Source organism: Chryseobacterium gallinarum (assembly GCF_001021975.1).
GTDB classification, from domain to species: Bacteria; Bacteroidota; Bacteroidia; order Flavobacteriales; family Weeksellaceae; genus Chryseobacterium; species Chryseobacterium gallinarum.
On the sequence record NZ_CP009928.1, the window covers coordinates 541156 to 565317 of the forward strand.

Consider the following 24162-nt stretch of genomic DNA (forward strand, 5'->3'; position numbering starts at 1 on the left):
ACAAATTTACTCAAATTTCTTTGATTTCGGATAAAACCTTTGGAATTGTTTATTTGAGATTTCTCAGCTTTACTTCTTTTTTCAGATATGTTTTAAAATCTTCTGCAAACATTCCGATATAGGTACCTTTTTCCAGATCCCTGTTCACTCCTGTTTTTCCCAGAAGTACAGATCCTTTCTCGACTTTATTACCGGAAGCAATGCCTACCTGTCCCCATATAGTAACTTCATCCTCTATGATACAGCATCCTGCAATTCCTACCTGAGAGGCAATCAGACATTTTTTACCGATAACGGTATCATGTCCGATCTGAATCTGATTATCCAAAACAGAGCCTTCTCCTATGATGGTAGAGTCTGTAACTCCCCGGTCTATCGTGCAGCCATTTCCGATTTCCACATTATTTTCAATGATTACATTTCCTACAGAGATCAGTCGGTCAAAGTTTCCGTTTAATTTTCTGTAATAAAATGCGTCGCCTCCTAACACCGTGTTGGACTGAATAATGACATTATCCCCGATTTCCGTACGGTCCCCTATGACAACATTTGGGAAAATAAGGGTATTCTTTCCAATTTTCACATTATTACCAATGACGGCTGAAGAATGAATTTTTGTCCCTTCGCCTATTTCAACATCGTGAAGTTCTTCCGTAAAATTGTATATTCTGGTAAAATGGGTATTGATTGCATTAAAGTCCCTGAAAGGATCATCAGAAACCAGAAGCGCTTTGCCTTCCGGGCATTCTACTTCTTTATCAATGAGAATAACAGTTGCTGCAGAGTTTAATGCTTTATCATAATATTTGGGATGATTAACAAAAACAATATCCCCGGGTTTTACCCTATGAATTTCATTGGTTCCCAGTACTTCAAAGTCTTCCGGGCCAATATATTTTGAGCCTATTAAATCAGCTATCGTTTTAAGCTTTTGTGGAGAATGAAATCTCATAACAATAGATTTTCTTATAAAACAAAATTCGGACTGCTAATGCAAACCGAATTTATGTAAATTTTATTTATTCTTTTACCCTTTCCAGGTAGCTACCGTCCTCAGTATTTACTTTAATTCTGTCTCCCGGCTCAATAAACAAAGGAACCATTACTCTTGCTCCTGTCTCAACGATTGCATTTTTAAGAGCATTGGTTGCTGTATTTCCTTTTACTCCCGGATCAGCCTCAATCACATCCAGGTATACTGATTGCGGAAGTTCAGCGGAAAGCGGAGTTTCATCAGCTTCTTTCAGAATGATTGTTACTTCTTCCCCGGCTTTCATAAACTGGGAGTTTTCGATCATTTCTTTGTTGATATATAACTGAGAGAAATCATCATTGTTCATAAAATGGAATCCGTTCTCATCATCATACAGATACTGAAATTTTCTGGTGATTACTTTTACTTCATCAATTTTGTGCCCGGCAGAGAAAGTATTATCAATTACTTTACCGTTAGTCACTGACTTTAATTTTGTTCTTACGAAAGCAGGTCCTTTACCCGGTTTTACGTGAAGAAACTCGATTACTTTATAAATATCATTGCTATACTCTATGCACAGCCCTTTTCTGATATCGTTACTTGTTGCCATTAATTATATTATCTTGTTTTTATTAAATTTTAACCGGCCATGGTGAATACCAAATTTGCAGAATCTGCATTTTCAACTTTCTTTGCCTTTTGCCTTGGTATTTCTTTAGTTGCTGTCTTTACTTGTCCCGTATCCTTTTACAATACCTCTCGGTGAGTTCTGGATAAACTGAAGAATCTCGTCTCTCTCAGCAGTAGGTAACATTTCTTTTTCAATGTATGCCAAAGCCTGGGAAACGTTCATTTTCATTTGGAAAATAGCTCTGTAAATCTTTTGAATTTCAAAAATTTTCTCATTGGAAAAACCTCTTCTTCTTAAACCAACAGAATTGATTCCTGCATAAGAGATAGGATCTCTGGCCACTTTCACATAAGGAGGAATATCTTTTCTGATCAAAGATCCGCCGGATATCATGGTATGTTTTCCGATTTTACCAAACTGCTGAACGGCAGATAATCCGCCCATTACGGTAAAATCCCCGATTTCCACATGTCCGGCAATACCGCAGCCATTCGCAATAATCACGTTATCTCCTATGATACAGTCGTGAGCGACATGCGAAGTTGCCATGATAAGGCAATTGCTTCCTACTTTTGTATATCCTAATGCCTTGGTTCCTCTGTTTACCGTTACACATTCTCTCAGAGTTGTATTATCACCAATGATTGTCTGTGTATCTTCTCCATCAAATTTTAAGTCCTGAGGAATGGCAGAAATAACTGTTCCCGGAAAGATTTTGCAATCTCTTCCAATTCTCGCTCCGTCCATGATGGTAACGTTGGGGCCTATCCATGTTCCTTCTCCAATTTCTACGTCCCCTGCAATTGTTGTAAAAGGTTCTACAATTACATTTTTGCTGATTTTTGCGCGTTTATCTACGGCTGCTAATTGATGAATCATTTAATCAACTTTATTTTTTGCAACTTGAGCCATTAGCTCTGCTTCTACTGCTACTGTATCTCCTACATATCCGTATCCCTGCATATGAACGATACCTCTTCTGATCGGCTCTATCAATTCAATTTTGAAAATAATGGTATCTCCCGGAACTACTTTTCTTTTGAATTTTACTTTATCGATTTTAATAAAATAAGTAGAATAGTTTTCAGGATCCGGAACACTTGCCAGTACCAGAATACCTCCCGTCTGTGCCAGCGCTTCCACCTGAAGAACTCCAGGCATTACAGGCTCCTTAGGAAAATGCCCTACGAAGAAAGGCTCATTCATTGTCACATTTTTCAAACCTACAACATGAGAATCAGAAAGTTCAAGGACTTTATCAATCAATAAGAATGGAGGCCTGTGAGGCATAAGCTTCATAATGCCGTTGATATCAAATACCGGCTCTTTGGTTAAATCAAAATCCGGAACGTTTTTCTTTTTCTGCAATTTCCACTGACGGTTTAATTTTTTTGCAAACTGAGTATTTACATAATGCCCGGGTTTGTTGGCAATAACCTTTCCTTTTATTTTCACTCCGGCCAGAGCTAAATCACCGATTACATCAAGTAATTTATGTCTTGCCGCTTCATTCGGATAGTTTAAATTTAAATTATCCAATATCCCGTTAGGTCTGATAGAAACATTATCTTTCCCAAATGCTTTTTTCAGTTTTTCTGTAGTTTCCGGAGTAAGGTCTTTATCTACATAGACAATGGCATTGGAAATATCTCCTCCTTTGATTAATCCGTGATCTAAAAGCATTTCCAGCTCGTGCAGGAAACTAAAGGTTCTTGCAGAAGAAATTTCGTCTTTAAATTCGGAAATATTTTTTAGGGTGGCATTTTGGGTTCCCAGCACTTTAGTGCCAAAATCTACCATTGTTGTTACTTCGTAAGTATCTGAAGGAATAATTGTGATCTCCGAACCGGTTGCCGGGTCACTGTACGTAAGAACTTCTTTAATTACCAGATATTCTCTGGCTACATTTTGATCCACTACCCCAACGCTTTCGATCGCTTCTACGAAGAATTTCGAGGATCCGTCTAAAATCGGGGGTTCGGAAGCATCCATTTCTAAAATTGCGTTATCAATATCGCAACCTACTAAAGCTGCCAGGAGATGCTCACAAGTTGTAATCTTTACTCCCAGTTTCTCTAATGTTGTTCCTCTCTCTGTTGCTACAACATAATTTACATCTGCTTCCACCTGGGGACTTCCCTCCAGGTCTGTTCTTACAAATACAAAACCTGTATTTTCTTTTGCAGGCTTAATGGTAAGTTTTACTTCTCTACCCGTATGAAGACCAATTCCAGAAAGAGTTACCTCTTGCTGGAGTGTTTTTTGCATATCACTCATTAGTATTATCTTTTGAGTTATTCTCAAGATTATTTATTCTGCTTACAATTTCAGGGAAACTTCTAAAATGAACATAGCTTCTCAAATAGTCATTATAACTAATTGCCGGAGATCCATACAGTGTTTCTTTATCATTAACGCTGGAATTCACCCCACTCTGAGCCTGAATTTTCACCTGATTTCCTATTTTAATATGTCCCACAATTCCTACCTGACCTCCAATCTGATTCCAGTCTCCTATTGTGGTGGAACCTGCGATTCCCGCCTGTGCTGCAATCACGTTATTCTGACCGATTTTCACATTATGGGCAATCTGGATCAGGTTATCAATTTTGGTTCCTTTCCCAATAATTGTAGAACCGATTGTAGCCCGGTCTATACTGCAGTTTGACCCTATTTCAACATCATCTTCAATAATGACATTTCCTAATTGAGGGATTTTCTTAAACCCTTCCGCTGTTGGTTGAAAACCAAATCCATCCCCTCCTACTACCGTATTGGAATGGATGACACAATTGTCTCCGATGACACAGTAATCATAAATTCTGGCTCCACTGTCTATTTTACAGTTTTTACCGATTTTCACTCCCTTTCCTATATATACATGAGGATAAATCTGTGATCCTTCTCCTATTTTAGCCTTTTCCGAAACATAGGTAAACGCCCCGATATAAGCTTTATCACCTATTACGGCTGTATCGTGAATAGATGATCCGTTTTCAATACCTTCTTTTCTTCCTTTCATCTCCTGATATAAATTCATCAGAACCTGGAAAGACAGATAGGCATCTTTTACAACGATTAAGGTAGGAGTATAAGTATCTTTAATCAGAAGTTTTTCCGAAACAATAATAACGGAACATTTTGAGGTATCTAAAAAATGAGAAAAACGATCTTGTGCTATAAAAGAAAGATGTCCTGATTCCCCATTTTCGATTGGTGAAACCCCTTTAATAAGTGCGTTCTCGTCACCTATTATTTTTCCGTCAATAAAACTTGCAATTTGCGAAGCTGTAAATTCCATATTCTGCAAAGATAAGAAATTCTAGAATTTGCAAACATGTTTTAATTTCAGATCGTAAATTTTAATAATTTTTAAGAATCTTACCGGGAAATATCCCTTGGAAACATGAGGATATATCTTGTGGTCTTATGCACCATTAAACCTGATAAAAGCTGATCTTCCGACTCATGCAGCCGTGTTTTTTTTCCATTTTTCTGTAGTAAATAAATGGGCTGTTTTTCGGTATTGTAAGGCAGCAGTTTTCTTTTAATTTCATGTACCAGTGCTTCACCATTGCCGATTCCGAAAAATTCATTAGTCTTTTTTATTTTTTCAGCAATCACCTCCTTATCAAACGGATGGGATGAAATGATAGTTTTCGGAAGGTTTCTCCCGATCACACAAGCACACCAATATGATAAAATAAAGTCATCCGAATGCTGCCATTCTTTCATCGCATGAATAATATCATTATCATCAAGCCTGGTAAACCTTTCAATATCTTCATCTGTTGCAGCGCTTTTTTCACGGTATAAAAAGTATTTCAGATTTTCAGTAGCCGGAAGGTTTATTCCCTGGGAAACCAGAAGCTTGGCTCTTTCCAGAATTTTTACCAGAAGATATTCCGCCAGAGCAGAAGTTTTATGATAGTATACCTGCCAATACATAAACATTCTGGCCGTTAGAAAGTTTTCAATAGAATAAATTCCTTTCGCATCAATAACCAGCTCTCCTTCTTCACAGACATTCATCATTGAAATAATCCTTTGTGTATTGATGTTTCCTTCCGATACGCCTGTAAAAAAACTGTCTCTTTTCAAATAATCCAACCGGTCTACATCCAATTGAGATGAAATCAGCTGATTAAAAAACTTTCTATGGTATTTCCCCTGAAACATTTCAATAGCAACAGATAATTGTCCCTGAAATTCATCATTCAGCTTATTCATCAATAATAACGAAAGGTTTTCATGATGCCAGTCATCCATCAGCATACTTTCCAAGGCATGGGAAAAGGGACCATGACCAATATCATGCATCAGAATAGCCAGCATTGCTCCTTTTTCTTCTTCTTCAGAAATTTTTACTCCTTTCTGCTTTAATGTTTCCAATGCTGTAAACATCAAATGCATCGCTCCCAGTGCATGATGAAACCTTGTGTGGGTAGCTCCCGGAAAAATCAGGTTTAAAAGTCCGGTTTGCCCGATTCTTCTCAATCTCTGAAAGTAAGGATGTTCAATGATATCAAATAAAATTTCGTGTGGGATCTTGATAAATCCGTGAACAGGATCGTTGATGATCTTTAGCTTATTCTGCATTGCAACGTCATAATTAGTAAACAAAGTTAGGCATTTTAAATTTGAGTGGTTATTAAATTTTTGAGAAGAAATGGAGTTTAAAAACATTCATCTTATTAATATTTCCGTTTATAATACAAGCTGTTGACGTATAAATTTTACTATTTATTTAAAAACTTTTGCCGCTGTTCTTTCAAAGAATTATCTTTGGATGAAAACACTATATCCCTTTATGAGGAAACATTTTATTTTCATTTTACTTTTTTTCAGTTTCAATTTTTCAGCACAGATTTTATCTGAAACCCAAAAGCTGGAATCTCTCTGCCGGGTCTGGGGATTTTTAAAATATTATCATCCCAGTGTGGCAAAGGGCAACCTTGAATGGGACAGACAACTGCTCCATAAAATAGATGAACTTAAAGGGATTAATGATAAAAAAGCTTTAAATAAATTGTATTCCCAATGGATTGAAAGCCTGGGAAATGTTCCGGCCTGCAAAAAATGTAAAGTAATTGAGGGAAAGTCCTATTTTTTAAAAAACTTCGACCTGGGCTGGATCGACAATTCTGATGTTTTTAGTAAAAAAATTTCTGAAAAACTCCACTATATCGAAAACAACAGGAATACCGGAGATCATTATTATTTCGGTGTAGGAAACAGGAAAATATATTTCCGGAATGAAAAGTCTTACGGAGCTGGGTATACTTCTAAGTCAATTGCTCTGCTGGAGCTATTCAGATACTGGAATTATATTGAGTATTTTTTCCCTTATAAATACGAAACGGACCAGCCTTGGAATGATGTCCTTACGGAAATGATCCCTAAATTCCTTCTGGCAAACAATGATGAAAGTTACCATCTGGCTTTAGCCGAATTAGTTGCAAAAACTGATGATTCCCATGCTTATCTTTACTCAAAACATATCAGTCTTTCTCTTTATGGAAACAGAAAAGTTCCTGTAGAATATTCTTATGCGGAAGGGAAATTGCTGGTTACGAAAATCAATTCTACCCGTTTTCGAGAAAAAAGCCTGCTGAACATTGGAGATGTGATTTATGATATTGAAGGTAAAACCATCCCGGAAATGGTTAACAGTTTTGCAAAATATGTACCTGCATCCAATTCGTGGGGGAAACTCCATAAAGTAAAAAACTTTTTTCTTATGAGTCCTAAAGATTCCGTGGCCATGAAAATCGAAAGGAGCGGGCAAAACTTGATGGTAACTGCGAAAACCTATTATAGTAAGGATATTATCACTGAAAAAAGTATAGCTCCCGCCAAGTGGAAATTCATTGATCCTGAAAAGAAAACCGGCTACGTGGATATGGGGATCATTGAAAAGGAAGATCTGGATGAAATGTACGGGAGTCTGAAGTCTGCCCAATCTATTATATTTGATCTCAGGAATTATCCCAGACAGACCATTATTCCTTTAAGCAGATTACTGCTACCCGCAACCGTCCCTTATTACCGGTTTATTTTTCCTGAAACCAATTATCCCGGGAAGTTTTATAGCATCACCAACAGTATCGGGAGGAATAATCCTGAATACTATAAAGGAAATGTAGTCGTTTTGGTAAACGAGAGTACCCAAAGCCAGGCTGAAACAACCGTAATGATGCTAAAGCAGCATCCGAAAGCCAAAGTGATTGGCAGCAATACTTCCGGAGCTAACGGAGATGTCATTACTTTTAAAATCGCAGGTCTTGATACCCGCTTTACAGGTCTCGGGGCTTATTATCCCGATGGCAGGGAAACACAAAGAATCGGCATTATTCCGGATATCATTGTAAGACCGACTATAGAGGGGCTTAAAGAAGGTAAAGACGAAGTTATGGAAAGAGCTTTGCATTACATAAAAACCAATGAATAATAGTGCAGATACAGGATGTCCTGATATGGATTTTCATTTAACTAATATTTAACTTTTAATCTTCCTAATTTGTGAGATTTTAAAAGGATTTGGTCAACATTTTGATACAATAACCATGTAAAAAATAAATTATGTCAGAAAAGATATTATGGATCGATGATGAAATAGATTTACTTAAACCTCATATCGTATTTTTAGAAAAAAAGGGTTACCAGGTAACCCCTGTTAATAATGTGAATGAAGCTTTAGAGCTTATGGATTCTGAGAAGTTTGCATTAACATTAATTGATGAGAATATGCCGGGCATTTCCGGACTGGAAGCAATTCCTATGATTAAGGAAAAAGATAATTCCTTAAAAATAGTAATGGTTACCAAAAGCGAGGAGGAGCACATTATGGAAGAAGCAATAGGCTCCCAGATTGCCGATTATATCCTGAAACCGGTAAATCCGAATCAGATCCTTCTTTCATTAAAGAAAAATCTCCAACAGGAAAACCTTGTTGAACAAAAAACAATTTTGCAGTATCAGCAGGAATTCAGAAACCTTTCGATGGAACTTTCTTACCTGAGAACATACCAAGATTGGGCAGAGTATTATAAGAAAATTCTCAGTTGGGAAATCAAATTTGATAAGGTTGCAGACAATGAATTCGCTGATCTTTTACAATCACAAAAGGAGGAAGCCAATATCCAGTTTGCCAAGTTCATTGAAAAGAATTACGAAAACTGGCTTACAGATTCAGATAAACCTATCATGAGTCACACTCTTTTCAAAGAGAAAGTAAAACCTGAGGTTGAAAAAGAAAAAGTGCTTTTATTGATGGTTGACAATCTTCGTTATGATCAATGGAAAGTTATTGAACCTTTATTTACAAAATATTACAATAAAATATCAGAAGACTACTATTACAGTATTCTTCCTACTGCTACGCAATATGCAAGAAACTCATTCTTTGCCGGCCTGATGCCATCAGAAATTGAGAAGCGTTTTCCTGAAAAATGGTTTAATGATAATGAGGAAGGAAACAAAAATGAATTTGAGCGGGATTTTCTGGAAGACCAGATGAAAAGGATCGGTCTTGGATCCAAATCCATGAAATATCTTAAAGTATTGAATGCTGATTTTGAAAGAAAAATCTACGACGATTTTAATCAGCATAAGAACAATGATCTGTTGGTTATTGTCTATAACTTTATTGATATCCTGTCCCATGCTAAAACGGACAATCATATTGTAGACCAGCTTATCCGTGATGATAAAACTTTCCGGTCCCTTACCTTCAACTGGTTTGAAAATTCTTCATTGATGAAAATTATCAAAACAGCGGCTGAAAACGGATATAAATTGGTGATCACAACAGATCATGGAACTGTTTATGTAAAAAAGCCAAGCAAAGTGGTAGGAGACAGGGAAACCTCTACCAATATCCGTTATAAAACCGGTAAAAGCTTAACCTATGATGATAGTGATGTATGGGCTATCACCAACCCGGAAAAACTGTTCCTGCCAAAAGGAAATCTCAGCTCTAAATATATTTTTGCCAAAAATAATATTTTCCTTGCCTATCCGAAGAATTACAATCACTTTGTAAATTATTATAAAGAAACATATCAACATGGAGGAATTTCACTGGAAGAGTGTATTATTCCTATAAGCATTTTAGAACCCAAGTAGTTTTTTTCATAGTTTATTTAATATTGGGTTTGGAGCGGAAAAAATCGATCGATTTTTTCCGCTTCTTTTTTTATAGTCTTCAAGAGTTCATATCTTCGTAAAAAATAAGTCATGCTTGTTATTTCACTTACTTATGCCAAGTAGAGTGCCTTACAATGAAAATTTTAAATTCTTTATAAAAGACTCATGAAATTAATTACATACAACGTTAACGGAATCCGGGCTGCTTTCACCAAAGATTTTCTGGGCTGGTTAAAAGCTGCCGATCCTGACATCATCTGCATCCAGGAAAGTAAAGCCGGAAATGATCAGATTGATATTGAAAGCCTGGAAAAACTAGGATATCACAGTTATTGGCATTCTGCAATAAGAAAAGGCTACAGCGGGGTGGGAATTGCTTCAAAAATCAAACCTAATCATATAGAGTATGGTTGTGGTATTGAAAGCTACGATAGCGAAGGAAGAATTATCCGTGCTGATTTTGACGGCTATTCTGCTATTTCAGTTTATGTACCTTCTGCCACCAATATTGAAAGACTGGATTTTAAAATGCAGTTTTGCCATGACTTTTTAGAGTATATAAAAAATCTGAAAAAAGAGATTCCCAACCTGATCATATCCGGAGATTTTAATATCTGTCATGAGGCAATTGATATCCATGATCCTGTCCGCTTAAAAAATGTATCAGGGTTTCTTCCTATGGAAAGAGAATGGATGACCAATTTCATCAACGAATGCGAACTGATTGACAGCTTCAGATATTTTAATAATGAACCTGATAATTATACCTGGTGGAGCTACCGTCAGAATTCCAGAGCCAAGAATAAAGGCTGGAGACTGGATTATAATTTCACCTCTTATAGTTTGAAGGATAAATTAAGCAGAGCCGCTATTTTAAAAGAAGCGGTACATTCTGATCATTGCCCTGCACTATTGGAACTAGACATTTAAAACAAATAATAATCATAAATACAAAAAACCAGCTTTTCAGCTGGTTTTATTAATTTAAATCATAAAATTAATCGACAATTTCATACTCCACCGGAATTGTACCTCTACTGATATCTCCGATTTCGTCGAACGCAGCTTTAGACATGTCTAAAGATCTTGATGAATGGAAAGGTCCTCTGTCATTAATTCTTACTATCACTTCTTTACCATTCCTAAGGTTGGTTACCTTAATGTTTGTTCCAAATGGAAGCGTTCTGTTTGCTGCGGTAAACTTTGAGTTATCAAAGATTTCTCCGCTGGCGGTTTTTCTACCGTTAAATTTATCGTGGTAGTACGATGCATAACTTGTTTTTTTCGCATCTAAGGCATTATTCGTAAATGAGTAAATACCTAAGGTTGAAATCATCATTATGATTACGAGAATGAATCTTTTCATCACTTTGAACTTTTATTGGTTTTTGACAGAGCAAAAGTATCAGGAATCTGCTAAAGTCCACAGTCGAAAAGTTAAAAAGCGTTAATAAAAACCAAATTATATGTTAACAATCCTTGTAATGTCCTTTTAATAGCCGTTTTCAGGTGTATTGTTAAAAAACGTTAAAAAAACAGCTTAAAAGTTAACATAATTAACTACTTTATGCATAATTTAAAAAATTAACTTTTATAAACATTTGAATAACAATAAGTTAAATAAAACACAATTTCGTTAAAAACCGTTTAGTTTTGTCTGTTTATAATGTATGGCCGACACTGATCAGTACACATTTGAAATGAATCAGCCAGTATATAAAAGCATACATTATTGCCAAATTCCGGATTAGATGCAAGGTTGGGGGAATTAGAATATTTGTACTTTGTATCTTTTACTTTTCACACAAAGAATTTCTGTGTTATATTGTAAGGGTTACAAAAAATAGAACCTGCTTCATTTAATCTTTCTAGTGACTTTATTCCTCTCTTTAGCTCATTTACAAAAAATGATCTTGGCGTTTATATCATTGGTAAATTTAATCTATGAGAGCTCAATGATGTTGCCACAACATAGAGATCTTCCCAATAACTGGGTTTCTCACTAAGTTTTGGCTAAAGCTAATGGAAGATATAATTTTCAAAAACGGACTAAAGTCCGTTCTATTGAATATTCATCAGTAAATTCTAATTCTTAACTTCAAACATTTTTCTATTCATTAACTAAACTTTGCTTAGCTTCCAATTTTTGAAACTGATCCAAACTCTTGATTCCCAATAATAAAAAACAAAAACCAATGAGAGACTCATTGGTTTTTTTATGTAATTAAATAAATTCTTTTATTTTAAATATTCTAATACGTAATCATAAGTATCAGCCGGATAAACGACAGACATACTTGGAGATCCTGTAATAGCGTTTCCTGCAGTAGTTGCTACGGTATAAGAATACAAGCTTCTATCATACACTACATTAGTACCGGCTTTGTAAATTGTAATACCATACAGAGACGTCATTCCGGCAGGGGCAGGAATATTTACTGCTGTAGAGTTACCTGTTGTAGTAAAAGTTCCTTTGATAGCATATACCTGTGCATTATTTACTAATGTATTGGTAACAGTTTCAGTAGGAAGAATGTTTACTTTCGCACTGCTATTGTTTCCACCCATTGGCAACCATTGTCCACCTGTAGTGGAAGTAGGGCTTCCTGGGTTTGAGAAATAATAGAACCCTGGAGTTACTGCCTGATTTCCTACACCTGAACCTGTAGCAGGAGTATTACCCGCTGTTGTGTTATATACAATCATCCCGTCAAATCTGTTCGGGTTGTTCGATGCATTATATAAAGTACCCTGGTTAGCTAAAACCAATTGGGTAAGATCTGCTCTAGGGAAAATAAAACCTTTACCTAAGTTCGCGTTATTAACTGTATTTGTAACTGAAGCATCAATGAAAGCTGATGATACGGGAATACTTGAACCTGAATATGCCTGGTTACCTTTAATTTGTGCTGAAAGCGTATTTCCAACAGAAGAAATAATCAAAGCTACAGCGATATATTTTAAATTTTTCATCTTTAATTAATTTAATAAATTATTGTATTTTGATTATTGACCAGCAAGGGAATACCAGTTTGTTCCGTCTGTAATAAATTCAGAACCAAACTGCTGAAGACTAGAGAAAGTATTAGTCTTGTAGTTTGCGTTTTGATTTGTTAAGTTCTGTGAAATACCTGATAATTCAACAATTGTCAGTTTTTTCCCTACCATAGAAGCATCGGGAGTTGGTAATTTGATATCACCTGAAACTCCTCCTGAGAATAAAACTACATTCCCAACATCACTTGGTAAAAGTGTAACCAGCGCTGCTCCAGCTACAGTTCTGTAAGTTGGAGTAGGAAGTGCAGCACCTCCTCCTAATGTTTTCCATGTGGAAGATGGAGCGTCATAGTAATAGAACCCTACTGCTGTTACGTTTGTAGTTTTAGCAGTAGCAGTACCATCAATAGTGGTAACAAAAGTAAGAGCACCGTTTTGTTCAGCTACATAGGCAGCATCTTTAGCAGCCAGCTGAGCTCTTGTCATACGAGGGACCAATACGGCATCAGGTTTTGTATTATCTGCAGTATTAGCTACTACATCTAATGTTGCGGCGGGTGTGGTTGTGTTAATCCCTACACGCCCTTGCTGAGCCTTGGAAAGTGCCGAAAGGCAAACCAGCATAGTTGCTGTTAATAAAAATTTTTTCATAAGTTTTTAAAGATTTTAATTACATTATTTTCCATCAATATTTCCAAAAAGGAAGATGCATATCAACTTGCGCTTATCATCTTGGAGCTAAGATACACAAAAATAATTCAACTTATTGTGTATTCAGCATCAAATTAATAAATAACTTGTTGAAAGCACATGATTTAAAAACATTGCTTCAGGCGCAAATTTAAGATATAATTTTTTAATTTTTATACTTTCATGAAAGAAAATTAAAAAATACAAACAACAATATCACATAAAAACCTGATAAACAACAATATAAATTCAAATTAAATAAAAACACATATATTAAATTTTATTCATATTTTTTTAGTATATGTGAAGCAATGAAGTATATTGTCTTATAATTAGCAATTATTGTTCTTTTTTTATACTAATTCTCCATATAAGTCGAACTCTTCAGCTGAAGTGATGATAACATTGGCAAATTCACCTATAGAAATATAGGTATCTTCTGCCGAAACCAAAACCGTATTATCCACATCAGGAGAGTCATATTCCGTTCTTCCTATAAAGTAGTTTCCTTCTTTACGGTCAAAGATACACCTGAATGTTTTCCCTATTTTTTCCTGATTCTTTTCCCAAGAGATTTGTGATTGCAGCTCCATAATCTCTTCTACCCTGGCCTCTTTTACTTCCTGCGGGATATCATCATCCAGTACATGAGCTGTTGTATTTTCTTCATGGGAATAGGTGAAGCATCCTAATCTGTCAAATTTTTGTTCTTTTACCCAATTTTTTAATTCCTGGAACCTCTCTTCTGTTTCTCCGGGATACCCTACAATCAGGGTAGTCCTGATAGCCATATCCGGAACTTTTTCTCTGAATTTAGCCAGAAGAGCATTTGTTTTTTCATGAGTTGTTCCTCTCTTCATCGATTTCAAAAGATCGGAATTGATATGCTGAAGCGGAATATCTATGTAATTACATACTTTTGGTTCTTCACGGATAATATCTAATACATCTTCCGGAAAACCGCTTGGAAATGCATAATGAAGACGAATCCACTCTACTCCTTCTACTTTTACCAATTCTTTCAGAAGATCTCCGAGGGCTCTTTTTTTATAAAGATCCAACCCGTAATAAGTAAGATCCTGAGCAATCAGAATCAGTTCTTTTGTTCCTTTCTTAGCCAACTTCTGAGCTTCAGAGACCAATTTTTCAATAGGCGTGGAAACGTGTCCTCCTCTCATTAAGGGAATAGCGCAAAAAGAGCATGGCCTGTCACATCCTTCTGAGATTTTAAGATATGCGTAATGCTTGGGAGTTGTTGTAAGTCTTTCTCCCACCAGTTCGTGTTTGTAATCTGCTCCAAGATGTTTAAGCAGAACGGGTAAATCTCTGGTCCCAAAATATTGATCTACATCCGGAATTTCTTTTACCAGATCCGGCTTATATCTTTCGGAAAGGCATCCTGTAACAAATACTTTTTCTACCTCTCCCCTGTTTTTGGCTTCTACATAATCAAGGATAGTATTAATGGATTCTTCTTTAGCATTATCTATAAATCCGCAGGTATTGATCACAACAATATCACCACGATCTTCATGAACCACTTCTTTACCATTGGCTTTCAGCTGGCTCATTAATACTTCAGAATCATAGACATTCTTGGAGCATCCAAGAGTAACTACATTGATTTTCTTCTTCCCTACAGATTTTGTACGCATCTTTTTGATTTTGAGTCTGCAAAGATACGAAATATTGACAGAGCAGAAATCAAAAAAATAAAAACCACTTCAGAAAAGTGGTTTTCAATATTTTAATTAAAAGTTTCCTTCGGCAAATGTTGGCAAAACCCTATCTTTATCTGATAGCTGTACAATATCTAAAGGTAGCTTCCAGTCTATATTAAGATCCGGATCATTCCAGATTACACTTCCTTCCGATTCTTTGTTATAAAAGTTATCACATTTATAAGAAAAAATGGCGGTTTCGCTTAATACAGAAAAACCATGTCCAAAGCCTCTTGGAACATATAACTGCAATTTATTTTCAGGAGTAAGCTCAATTCCATACCATTTTCCAAAAGTTGGAGAATTTCTGCGAAGATCTACAGCAACGTCAAAAACCTTACCTTCCAGACAAGATACTAATTTTGCCTGCGCATGTTCACCTTTTTGCAGATGTAATCCTCTTAATACTCCATAGGACGATTTTGAAATATTATCCTGTACAAAATGACCATTCATACCTGTTAATTCTTCAAATTTTTTTTCATTATATTTTTCAAAGAAGTAACCTCTGTCATCTTCAAAGATTGTTGGTTCTATTACATAACAGTCCTTTAAAGGAGTTTCTCTTATTTTCATATTAAGTGTTATTTATTTTATAAACTATATTTCTTTTTTAAATTTAATTTCAATCCCAGATATAAAGCTCCAGTAGGGATAAAAATAATCAGGACAATAGCCCAAATAGGAAGTTGTGACTGGATTAAAAAGACATTGATCATCAATTGTAAAATCGAATAAACACTACTAATCACTAAATGAGAAACTTTTTTTTCATTGGCGAAAAGCTGATATAAATGTCTTCTATGAGCTTCAAAAATATTTTCTTTCAACAATATTCTTTCAATAATGGTAAGCACCACTTCCATCCCATAAATAGCTAAAAGGAGTATATATTTATATTCTCCTGTTCTCATAATGAGCAAAGTGATCAACCCTATAACCCAAAATCCTATTCCCATACTTCCGACATCCCCTGCAAAGCATTTTGCTTTTTTTCTGAAATTAAAAAACAAGAAAACCAAACAAGCTAATAGAGGGTAGTAAATAAAATTATTGTCCGTAAACTGAATCACTTCTCTGTTAATGTAAGCTAGTGAACTTAATGTCACAAGGCTATAGGTACCCGTCATACCATTAATTCCATCCATAAAATTATAAGCATTAAGAGTTCCGATAATCAATATAAATAGAATTGGCCATACCCAAAAAGGCATCAAACTGAATGCCCCTGTAAAATATAATAACAAAATGACCGAAACAAGGTGAACAGAAAGCCTTATTTTATTAGATAATGTTCTGATATCATCTATAAAACTTATGGTACAAATTGCCAGTAAACCCAAACCAAAAGCCCAGTATTCCTCAACAGATTCTTTGATGTTGAATAGACAAAAAACAATAAAAGCTATCGGAAAAATGATTCCTCCTCCTCTTAGTGTGATTTGTGTATGTGCACTTCTGTGGTTCGGCTTATCTATAATGTTATATTTGTCAGCAATTCTGAAGTATATCAGAATTGAAATAAACAGTATGATTGTAACTAAGATATATTCCATTATTTTGAGTGAAAGCTTTTTATGGTTTTAACAAGTCCCTGTTCGGCCGTTATAGGCATTTTATCAATCTTTAATATTGATTTTATTTTCTGATTGGAGACTAATAGATTGCTTGTCATTTTCTTCACTCTTTTTGTATTAATAGGGAGAGGAAGAATATCTCCTATTTTTGCTATTCCTAATATTACAGATTTAGGGATGGATAAGCTGATTGTTTTTTTATGGGTTACGTTCTTGATGATGGTGATAATACTTTTAGTTGAAATTGGCTCATCATCGCAAATATGATAAATTCCGGATATCATTTTATCATTATTTTTAATAATTTCCGAGATATAAAAATTAAAATTATCAATCGATAAAAATGACCTGTTATTATCAAATGATTCCAACGGATATGGGATACCTTTTGAAATGATCTTGTATAGTAGTCCCAGGTTTCCTTTATCTCCTGGCCCATGGATCATAGGTGGTCTTAATATAATTACTTTTTTATCCTCTGGAAGTTTTTGTTCTAAAAGCCATTTCTCCGCCTCTCTTTTTGTTTTACCATATACAGAAACAGGGTTACAATCTCTTTGTTCCTGTAATGGTATTTGAGATTCAAATTCTTCTAATGCAGCTATTGAGCTTATATGTATAAAAAGTTTAGCCTTGGAATATATAAACACATTAAATATTTCTTTAACGAGCTCCACATTAGCAAAATAATAATCATTTTCAGAAGCTGTTCCCTGATGATCGTGTGCTTTACCGATTAAATTAATCACCACTTCTGAAGTTTCCACATTTTTCTTCCAGGAAGGATCCCTAAGAGACGCTCCTTGAAAGTTATGATCCAGTAGACCGGCTTTAATAAGATTCTTACCGACGAAGCCTGAAGCTCCTAAAACGGATATATTCATATTATTTTTTTAAGACCTGTTCCCAATGTTTAATAGATGAGAGACCGAATACTTCATTTACCCATCCTTTTAATGACATACTTTCTCTGATCTCAGAATTAATATTTTTAAAGTCTGATTTAAAAAAATTTTCCTCCAATACAATATTTCCTCTTTCGATGACATAAATATTCTGAGGGTCGTAAAAAGGATATTCTTTGATTTTAGGGTTGGTGGTAATTAATTTCCTACCTGCTCCCAAAGTCTCAAACGTCCTCATTGTCAATCCGTTCTGTCCCGGATGATTGATATCCAGAATCACTTTTGTATTACGGTAAACATCAATAATTTCATGGTGAGACAAGCTATTAAATGAAATATTTTTATAGTCAAAATTTTTAAAATTCTTATCGGTAGCCTTTTTATATTTAAAAAGAATTTTACTGGGTGAATAATAAAATGTAAACATTTTTAACTGGTGTTTGCTGCACCATGCTTTTGCCTGCTCGCTAATCGAATAACGATCAGAATGAGCAGTTCCTATAAAAGCCAGATCGTACTTATTGTTCTCATCTTTCCCGTTAAGTTCTCCATAATCTTGAGCAAAAAATAAAGGTCTAAAGCTCATTTTATATTCAACGGCATCCAGATTATCAAATGTAAACCGGCTATCAAAATAATTCAGAATATCAAGCCCATTGGAATTGTTTTTAAAGGAATCATAGGTATAAAAGATGAACTTAATCCCCGGATTATTTTCCTTTAGAAAATCCAGAAAAAATTTAGGGGTAGCTTCTCCTTTGATTAAAAGAAAATAATCATACTTCGTATCTCTGATCTTTTCAATAATTTCCTTAAAATATTGATGTATTTTAGTGAAATATATTTCTTTCTTTATACGAATTATAGCTTTGCTAAAAAAGGAATTTGATGGACGTTCATCAAACAGATCCACCTTTGCGCCCATGCTTTCCAACTGATTTTTTATTAAATTTTCGTAATTAAAAAATTTGATGGAGATTAATAAAATATTTTTTCCCTGAAGCATTTATCTTTTACTTTCGTTATTTATACAAACCTTTTGCTTTCATCTCCTCTAAAGAACTGCTAAGTTTGTCCTCCTGAATTTCCTGTTTAAGCACCCAGCTTGAAAAATTTTTTATCCCTTCCTCAAAATATACAGAAGGTTCAAATCCTAGTTTAGAATTTATTTTAGAAAGATCAGCAAAATTATGGCGTATATCCCCTAATCTAAAGTTTCCTGTAATGCTAACAGGAACTTCTATTCCGTAAGAACTGATTAAGGTTTTAGCAACAGTCAGGACATCAGTAGGTACACCTGTTCCTACATTGAAAACTTCCCCATTCGCTTCTTCTTTTTCAATCCCAAGAATAGTGGCATTTACCACATCATCAATATAAACAAAGTCTCTTGTTTCTTTTCCATCTTCAAAGATTTTGATTCCATTTCCATTTCTGATCTGTGTGGAAAATATAGACAAAATACCTGTATATGGATTGGAAAGAGACTGTCCGGGGCCATACACATTCTGATATCTGAATGCTACAGGTGCAATTCCAATAGTAGGACAAACCGTCATAATCATTTGTTCCTGGTTTTGCTTGGTAATTCCATAGACGGAAGAAGGATGAATCTTTGAATTTTCATCTGTAGCAAGCAATTCCAGTATTTTACCATCATGATATTTCACTTCAAAGTCTCCGTTTAGCATATCTTTTTCCTTTCTATGGGAAGGATAAACAATCCCCAGTTCAGGATGACGATATTTCCCTTCCCCGTAAATAGATCTGGAAGAAGCGATGACCACTTTTTCAATTGTGTTTTTATGATTAGCTAATAAATCAAGCATAATGGCAGTTCCTTGTATATTTACTTCGGTATATTTTTCTATACAATACATAGACTGTCCCGTTCCTGTTTCAGCTGCCAGATGTACGACAACGTGCTGCCCGGTAAGTGCTTTTTCCCAATCTTCCCTTGAAGTTACGGTTCCTTTAATAAAATTCACTTTATCTTTGATACTTTGGTATAAAGGTGATGTGACTTCAGGGTTTTCACCATGAATTTGAGGTGAAAGATTGTCTAAAATTGTGATATTGTACCCTTTTTCTATTAACTTAAGTGCCAGATTGCTTCCAATAAAACCACTTCCCCCTGTAATCAGTATATTTTTCATTGTATTTATATTTTTTCCCAATTGTTAGTAATAAAATTAAATTTTTTTATCGGTTTTGCAGGTATTCCTACCGCTATAACATATGGAGGCAGACTTTTGGAAACCAAAGAATTAGCACCCACTATTGTACCTTTACCAATAGTTACACCAGGTAATACGGAAACAAACTCTCCCAGCCAAACATTATCTTCTATAATAACTGGCTTTGAAAATAATTTCCTTTCATGCGGAATAGAGTCAGGAGAAGAATCATTGTTATCACCTGCATAGCTACCATGTGAACAATCAGACACATAGATTTTACTTGCAAAAAGCACATTATTTCCTATCTGAACTTTTTCCATCGCCGTAATATGCACATAATCATTCATTTGAAAATTTTCTCCAAAGAATAAAGTTGTTTTGTTGTCTTCAGGATAAGCTTCAATTCTACACCCTACTCCAGTAGTGAATCCTTTAGATACTGATATATATTTTCTACCTCTGATGTCTATCGGAAACCTTATTAACCTTGCGTTTTTAAAAACAAAAAAGCTTCTTATTTTAAAAATAATTACTTGGAGCAATCCAATTATGCTATATCTTTTAAATAAATTCATTTTAATAATAATTTGAATAACTCATCCCAGCTTCTACAAAGTGGTTCTTCATATTTTACATCTCCCTTGTTAGTATATTTTATACTTCCATCCATTACAGCTAACATACTTTCTGCTAATTTTTGTTCGTTTAATACATCAAAGTAATGAACTTTGCTATAGTTCCCAACAGTTTCATAGGCATAGGGCAGGTTAGCAACCAGCATTGGTTTATGATATTTTTTGAATTCTGAAATAGGTAAACCCCAGGTTTCTAATTTTGACGGAAAAACTAAACAATCTGCTAAAGCGTAATTATCCTCAACTTCATCTTTAGACAATAATCCTGTAAATTCAATTTCTTTATTTTTAGAAAACCGGTCAACAATATTTTTAGAATAGGGATTTTCTGAGCCATCAATTGTTAATTTAACCTTAAACTTCTGTTTTCCTTTTGCTTTTAATATTTCAACTGCTTTACAAATAATTTCAAAATTTTTAAATTCACGAGGAAAAGCAGGGTAAAAAAAAACAAAATCATTTGATTTTACATCTGCAAAATTTTTAATTACATTTTCAGTATTTCCTTTTCCCTGATTAGGTAAAGCTACAACTACTTTTTCATTTTTAAGATTGAAAAGCCTTAAAAACGCATCTTTTATCCATTTTTGTTGAACAACTACATAATCATTTTTATGAATATTTATTCTATAAAGTTGTTTATAAAATTTTGTATATAGAAACCTCTTGGGATTATTTAAAAAGTTAGACAAATTCTGTTTGTAAAATGGTGAAGCATTATGACAATACACCGCACGTTTTTCTGAAATTACATTTGGAGTAATATCATGTAGACTCAACCAGAGGTGGCTATCTAGTTTTTGCGATAAACTTCTGCATTCAAAATATTCAAATTTAATTCTGTTTTTCCATGCTTCTTTTACATGGGGAAATTCTAAAAGTTCAATATTCCTCAGGTTATCATATAGTTTTTTTGAATGTACAAGTGCAATTACATTATACTCTGCTATAATGGGGCTAGTATCTAAAAATTCTAGTGCTGACTTCATAACAGTTAATGGACCGCCTTCTGAGAAATTAACGCCTGAAACAATTATATTTTTTTTCATTTTCTATCTTGTTGATGCAAAAACAGGATTCTGGGATACAAATAATTCCGAAGTTGTACTATAATAAAAATGTGTATTCGCTAAAACATCTTTATTATAATCCATCATTGCAGTAAAATAAGCATTTTGTGCATTTTTAGGAAGAAAATTAGGGATTATTGCCATATTAAAATTCTTACCTTGTTTAAATCCATAATTACCATTTACTGATTTAGAGATAGTTTTTTTTACATTATTTAATTCATAAGTAATTACAAATGTAGTTGACCAACCTAAAAACATAGTCCCGATTTCATTTATTACTTCAATATTAGCAACTAAGTATTTATCTTCAGCTTTTACTGGTTTTACATTCGTTAATTTTTCGTTTAAATTAAATGCAGTAACTTTTTTAAATTGCCTATTTGCATTTAAATACTTAGCCAATGTTTCTTTTTTGTTGCTAGGATTATTATCTGTATCTTTTTTAGTATTAATTGGGATTTTAATTACTGTACCATTCTCTTTTGCAAATTCTGTTAAAAAAATATTTTTTTCATTGCTTTCATTTATACGCAAATCACATTGATCTAAAAATAAATCTACCTGATCATAATTATAAACCAAAATTCCTTTTAATGTAAATGCTTTATAATTATTTGAAATCCCATCAAAATTATTTCCTTTTATAAAAATTTTATTTTTCGGATTTAAAGCGGTCGTATTGTTGAAAGGAAGATATATTCCTTTGCCATCTTTAAAAACAGAGGAAACATATACTGCATCCGAAATAACAGATTCAAAGTGATTCCCTTCAAAATTTACAGTTGCGTTGCTTATTTCCATATCTACAATGTAATCTGGAGATTTGCCGTCAGCATATTTTATATTCCCTTCCATATTATTATTCCGGATATTTACCTCTCCTTTAGCAAAAGTTCCTCTGATAATTCTAGAATTATCATGGCACATATTATTTTCAAAGATAAACCCCCAAGCCAGGTTTCTAATTCCAACCGGACCGCCTTTAGATTGAATATCTGAAAAAAACACACATTCATCATTTTGATTAAATGCATTTTGTCTAAGTTGTATAAACGCAACTAAATATTGATTCTGTGCACTAAACTTTATGGCAAAGTTAAACCCTGTAAAGTGACATCTTTCGATAATAAAAGGCCATGTAGGTCCTCCCCATTCGGATTTGAATAATATTGCTGTAGTATTCCCGGTTTGTCTACTTTGTAAAGTTCTAAACTGAATATCCGCTATTCTAATAGGATCTCTTACATTTTTATCAAAAATGATTCCTGTACTATTTTTAGGAATGATAAATTCACTGCTATTTATATTATCAGTATTATTAGCTTTATTTTCCACATTAACCCAACTTTCCTCTCTTAATAAAGCACCTTCACCTATAAGCTGTACTCCTCCATTTTTAAAACTAACACTATTCTTCAGCAAATATCTACCAAATGGTATAAACAATGTTTTTCTTTTATTTGTTTCGCAAAAATCGATTGCTTTTTGAAAAGCATCACTGTCATCTGAAATACCATCACCCTTTGCTCCGAAATCCTTTAAAGAAACTACCCATTTTTGATTTCCAATAATTGATGTCTTATTCTGTCCTAAAATTAAGACTGAAAATAACAATAGGAATCCCAGAATTAAATTGCTATAGTTTCTCATAAATATTAATGTATTGATTAGAAATATTTTCAACACTAAATCGTTTTAGGTTCTCTTTGCCTTTCCTGATCATTTCTATTTTTTCTTCGTTAGAAAGAGTTAATGCAATATTGAGTCCTTTTTTAATATCATCAATAGAATTAGGATCGACCAAAATTGCACCTTCACCAGCAACATCATTCATGGGTAATATGTTAGATGTTACGACAAGAGTGTTTTGTGCCTGGGCTTCCAGAATAGGCAGACCAAAACCTTCATAAATAGAGGCAAACAATAAAACATCTGCTTTTTGATATAAAATTTTTAGCTCTTCATCACTGATATTGAAATAATTCTTATACCTGATCTTATTTGAATGCAACAGGTCTTCATATTCTTTTTCTAATTTACCTACGATAAAAACTTCGACCTGTAAATTATGCAACGCACTAATTGAATTTTTTATATTTTTATTTTCGCGTGTACCTACTATAAGTACTTTCGCTACTGTTTCCCTATTTATTACAATATCTTTTGCTATGTCTATTGTAACGCAATTGGGAACGACAACTACTTTTTTTAACACAGACGGCATAATCTGTGCAATTTCCTGCTTTGTTTTTTCCGATATTGCAACAATTACTTTGGCCCTTCGAAATGGAAGATATATCCAAAAAATTTTAAAAATTAAAAACCTCATAAAGGACCAGTTTTTATAAAGTCCTAAATCGTGTACAGTTATTATTATTTTTTTCGTTCTTAGACCTATTGCAGCAAAATGTATTTGTCCTGTAATATGAACTATAGAATCATTCTTAACTGATTTCCTATAAAATAAAATACTTTTAAATAAATTAATAATGCCATTTCCAAAGGGATTTTCTATATTTTGTATATATATTCCTTTGCTTGAAATACTCTTCTTAATAAAACCAAAAAGCTTTTCAAGACTTATTTCATTAGGATTAAATTTTCTATCTAAAAATACTACTTTCATATT

At 34.1% G+C, this 24162-nt stretch carries 22 protein-coding genes; 3 read left to right on the top strand and 19 right to left on the bottom strand.

The genetic code is table 11. The annotated features are described in order from the left end of the window. Positions 1-49 precede the first annotated feature (49 nt). From OK18_RS02495 to OK18_RS02520, 6 genes are all read right to left on the bottom strand, one after another. Positions 50-952 (bottom strand): UDP-3-O-(3-hydroxymyristoyl)glucosamine N-acyltransferase, encoded by a 903-nt coding sequence (locus tag OK18_RS02495; RefSeq protein WP_050019978.1) that lies wholly within the window; start codon positions 950-952, stop codon positions 50-52. A gap of 67 nt (positions 953-1019) precedes the next feature. Continuing rightward, positions 1020-1586: an elongation factor P gene (efp, locus tag OK18_RS02500; protein ID WP_050019977.1), complete on the bottom strand. Its 567-nt coding sequence runs from the start codon at positions 1584-1586 to the stop codon at positions 1020-1022. 105 nt (positions 1587-1691) lie between these two features. Next, the gene (gene lpxA, locus OK18_RS02505) at positions 1692-2486 is read right to left on the bottom strand and encodes an acyl-ACP--UDP-N-acetylglucosamine O-acyltransferase (RefSeq protein ID WP_053326979.1); all 795 of its coding nucleotides are present in this window, start codon (positions 2484-2486) and stop codon (positions 1692-1694) included. Beyond that, entirely contained in the window at positions 2487-3884 is a 1398-nt protein-coding gene (locus OK18_RS02510; RefSeq protein ID WP_053326980.1) for a bifunctional UDP-3-O-[3-hydroxymyristoyl] N-acetylglucosamine deacetylase/3-hydroxyacyl-ACP dehydratase, read from the bottom strand. Then, positions 3877-4908: a UDP-3-O-(3-hydroxymyristoyl)glucosamine N-acyltransferase gene (gene lpxD, locus OK18_RS02515; RefSeq protein WP_053326981.1), complete on the bottom strand. Its 1032-nt coding sequence runs from the start codon at positions 4906-4908 to the stop codon at positions 3877-3879. Before lpxD ends, OK18_RS02510 begins: the two co-directional genes overlap by 8 nt. A gap of 80 nt (positions 4909-4988) precedes the next feature. Beyond that, on the bottom strand, positions 4989-6206 hold the full coding sequence (locus tag OK18_RS02520; RefSeq protein ID WP_050020451.1) for an HD domain-containing protein: 1218 nt from the start codon (positions 6204-6206) through the stop codon (positions 4989-4991). Between the two features lie 190 nt (positions 6207-6396). Here OK18_RS02520 and OK18_RS02525 point away from each other — a divergent pair, with 190 nt between their 5' ends. From OK18_RS02525 to OK18_RS02535, 3 genes are all read left to right on the top strand, one after another. Further along, entirely contained in the window at positions 6397-8058 is a 1662-nt protein-coding gene (locus OK18_RS02525; protein ID WP_082129119.1) for a S41 family peptidase, read from the top strand. Between the two features lie 131 nt (positions 8059-8189). Then, on the top strand, positions 8190-9734 hold the full coding sequence (porX, locus tag OK18_RS02530; protein ID WP_053326983.1) for a T9SS response regulator signal transducer PorX: 1545 nt from the start codon (positions 8190-8192) through the stop codon (positions 9732-9734). 186 nt (positions 9735-9920) lie between these two features. After that, positions 9921-10685, top strand: a complete 765-nt coding sequence (locus OK18_RS02535) for an exodeoxyribonuclease III (protein WP_050019972.1) — start codon at positions 9921-9923, stop codon at positions 10683-10685. 67 nt (positions 10686-10752) lie between these two features. On the opposite strand, the gene OK18_RS02540 is transcribed toward OK18_RS02535, so the two are convergent. From OK18_RS02540 to OK18_RS02600, 13 genes are all read right to left on the bottom strand, one after another. After that, positions 10753-11124 carry a septal ring lytic transglycosylase RlpA family protein gene (locus tag OK18_RS02540; RefSeq protein WP_050019971.1) on the bottom strand — a complete coding sequence of 124 codons (372 nt, stop codon included), beginning with the start codon at positions 11122-11124 and terminating at the stop codon, positions 10753-10755. An 869-nt stretch (positions 11125-11993) separates the two neighbouring features. After that, positions 11994-12728, bottom strand: a complete 735-nt coding sequence (locus OK18_RS02545; protein WP_050019970.1) for a hypothetical protein — start codon at positions 12726-12728, stop codon at positions 11994-11996. 33 nt (positions 12729-12761) lie between these two features. Beyond that, on the bottom strand, positions 12762-13403 hold the full coding sequence (locus tag OK18_RS02550; RefSeq protein ID WP_050019969.1) for a hypothetical protein: 642 nt from the start codon (positions 13401-13403) through the stop codon (positions 12762-12764). Positions 13404-13795: 392 nt separating this feature from the next. Then, positions 13796-15097: a 30S ribosomal protein S12 methylthiotransferase RimO gene (gene rimO, locus OK18_RS02555; RefSeq protein ID WP_050020450.1), complete on the bottom strand. Its 1302-nt coding sequence runs from the start codon at positions 15095-15097 to the stop codon at positions 13796-13798. Positions 15098-15193: 96 nt separating this feature from the next. Continuing rightward, on the bottom strand, positions 15194-15739 hold the full coding sequence (rfbC, locus tag OK18_RS02560; protein WP_053326984.1) for a dTDP-4-dehydrorhamnose 3,5-epimerase: 546 nt from the start codon (positions 15737-15739) through the stop codon (positions 15194-15196). A gap of 17 nt (positions 15740-15756) precedes the next feature. After that, the gene (locus OK18_RS02565) at positions 15757-16719 is read right to left on the bottom strand and encodes an MraY family glycosyltransferase (RefSeq protein WP_053326985.1); all 963 of its coding nucleotides are present in this window, start codon (positions 16717-16719) and stop codon (positions 15757-15759) included. Next, positions 16719-17624, bottom strand: coding sequence for an NAD-dependent epimerase/dehydratase family protein (locus OK18_RS02570; protein WP_053326986.1), 906 nt, complete (start codon positions 17622-17624; stop codon positions 16719-16721). The genes OK18_RS02565 and OK18_RS02570 overlap by 1 nt, the downstream gene beginning before the upstream one ends. A gap of 1 nt (position 17625) precedes the next feature. Beyond that, complete coding sequence (locus OK18_RS02575; protein WP_156173214.1) at positions 17626-18570, bottom strand: CgeB family protein; 945 nt, start codon at positions 18568-18570, stop codon at positions 17626-17628. 97 nt (positions 18571-18667) lie between these two features. Continuing rightward, positions 18668-19801: an NAD-dependent epimerase/dehydratase family protein gene (locus OK18_RS02580; RefSeq protein WP_053329273.1), complete on the bottom strand. Its 1134-nt coding sequence runs from the start codon at positions 19799-19801 to the stop codon at positions 18668-18670. A 5-nt stretch (positions 19802-19806) separates the two neighbouring features. Then, entirely contained in the window at positions 19807-20400 is a 594-nt protein-coding gene (locus OK18_RS02585; protein WP_053326988.1) for an LbetaH domain-containing protein, read from the bottom strand. Continuing rightward, complete coding sequence (locus OK18_RS02590) at positions 20397-21509, bottom strand: glycosyltransferase (RefSeq protein WP_053326989.1); 1113 nt, start codon at positions 21507-21509, stop codon at positions 20397-20399. Before OK18_RS02590 ends, OK18_RS02585 begins: the two co-directional genes overlap by 4 nt. Before the next feature lie 3 nt (positions 21510-21512). Then, positions 21513-23183 carry a glycosyl hydrolase family 28-related protein gene (locus OK18_RS02595; protein ID WP_050019965.1) on the bottom strand — a complete coding sequence of 557 codons (1671 nt, stop codon included), beginning with the start codon at positions 23181-23183 and terminating at the stop codon, positions 21513-21515. Then, the gene (locus tag OK18_RS02600; protein WP_053326990.1) at positions 23170-24159 is read right to left on the bottom strand and encodes a glycosyltransferase family 4 protein; all 990 of its coding nucleotides are present in this window, start codon (positions 24157-24159) and stop codon (positions 23170-23172) included. Before OK18_RS02600 ends, OK18_RS02595 begins: the two co-directional genes overlap by 14 nt. Between the last annotated feature and the right edge of the window lie 3 nt (positions 24160-24162).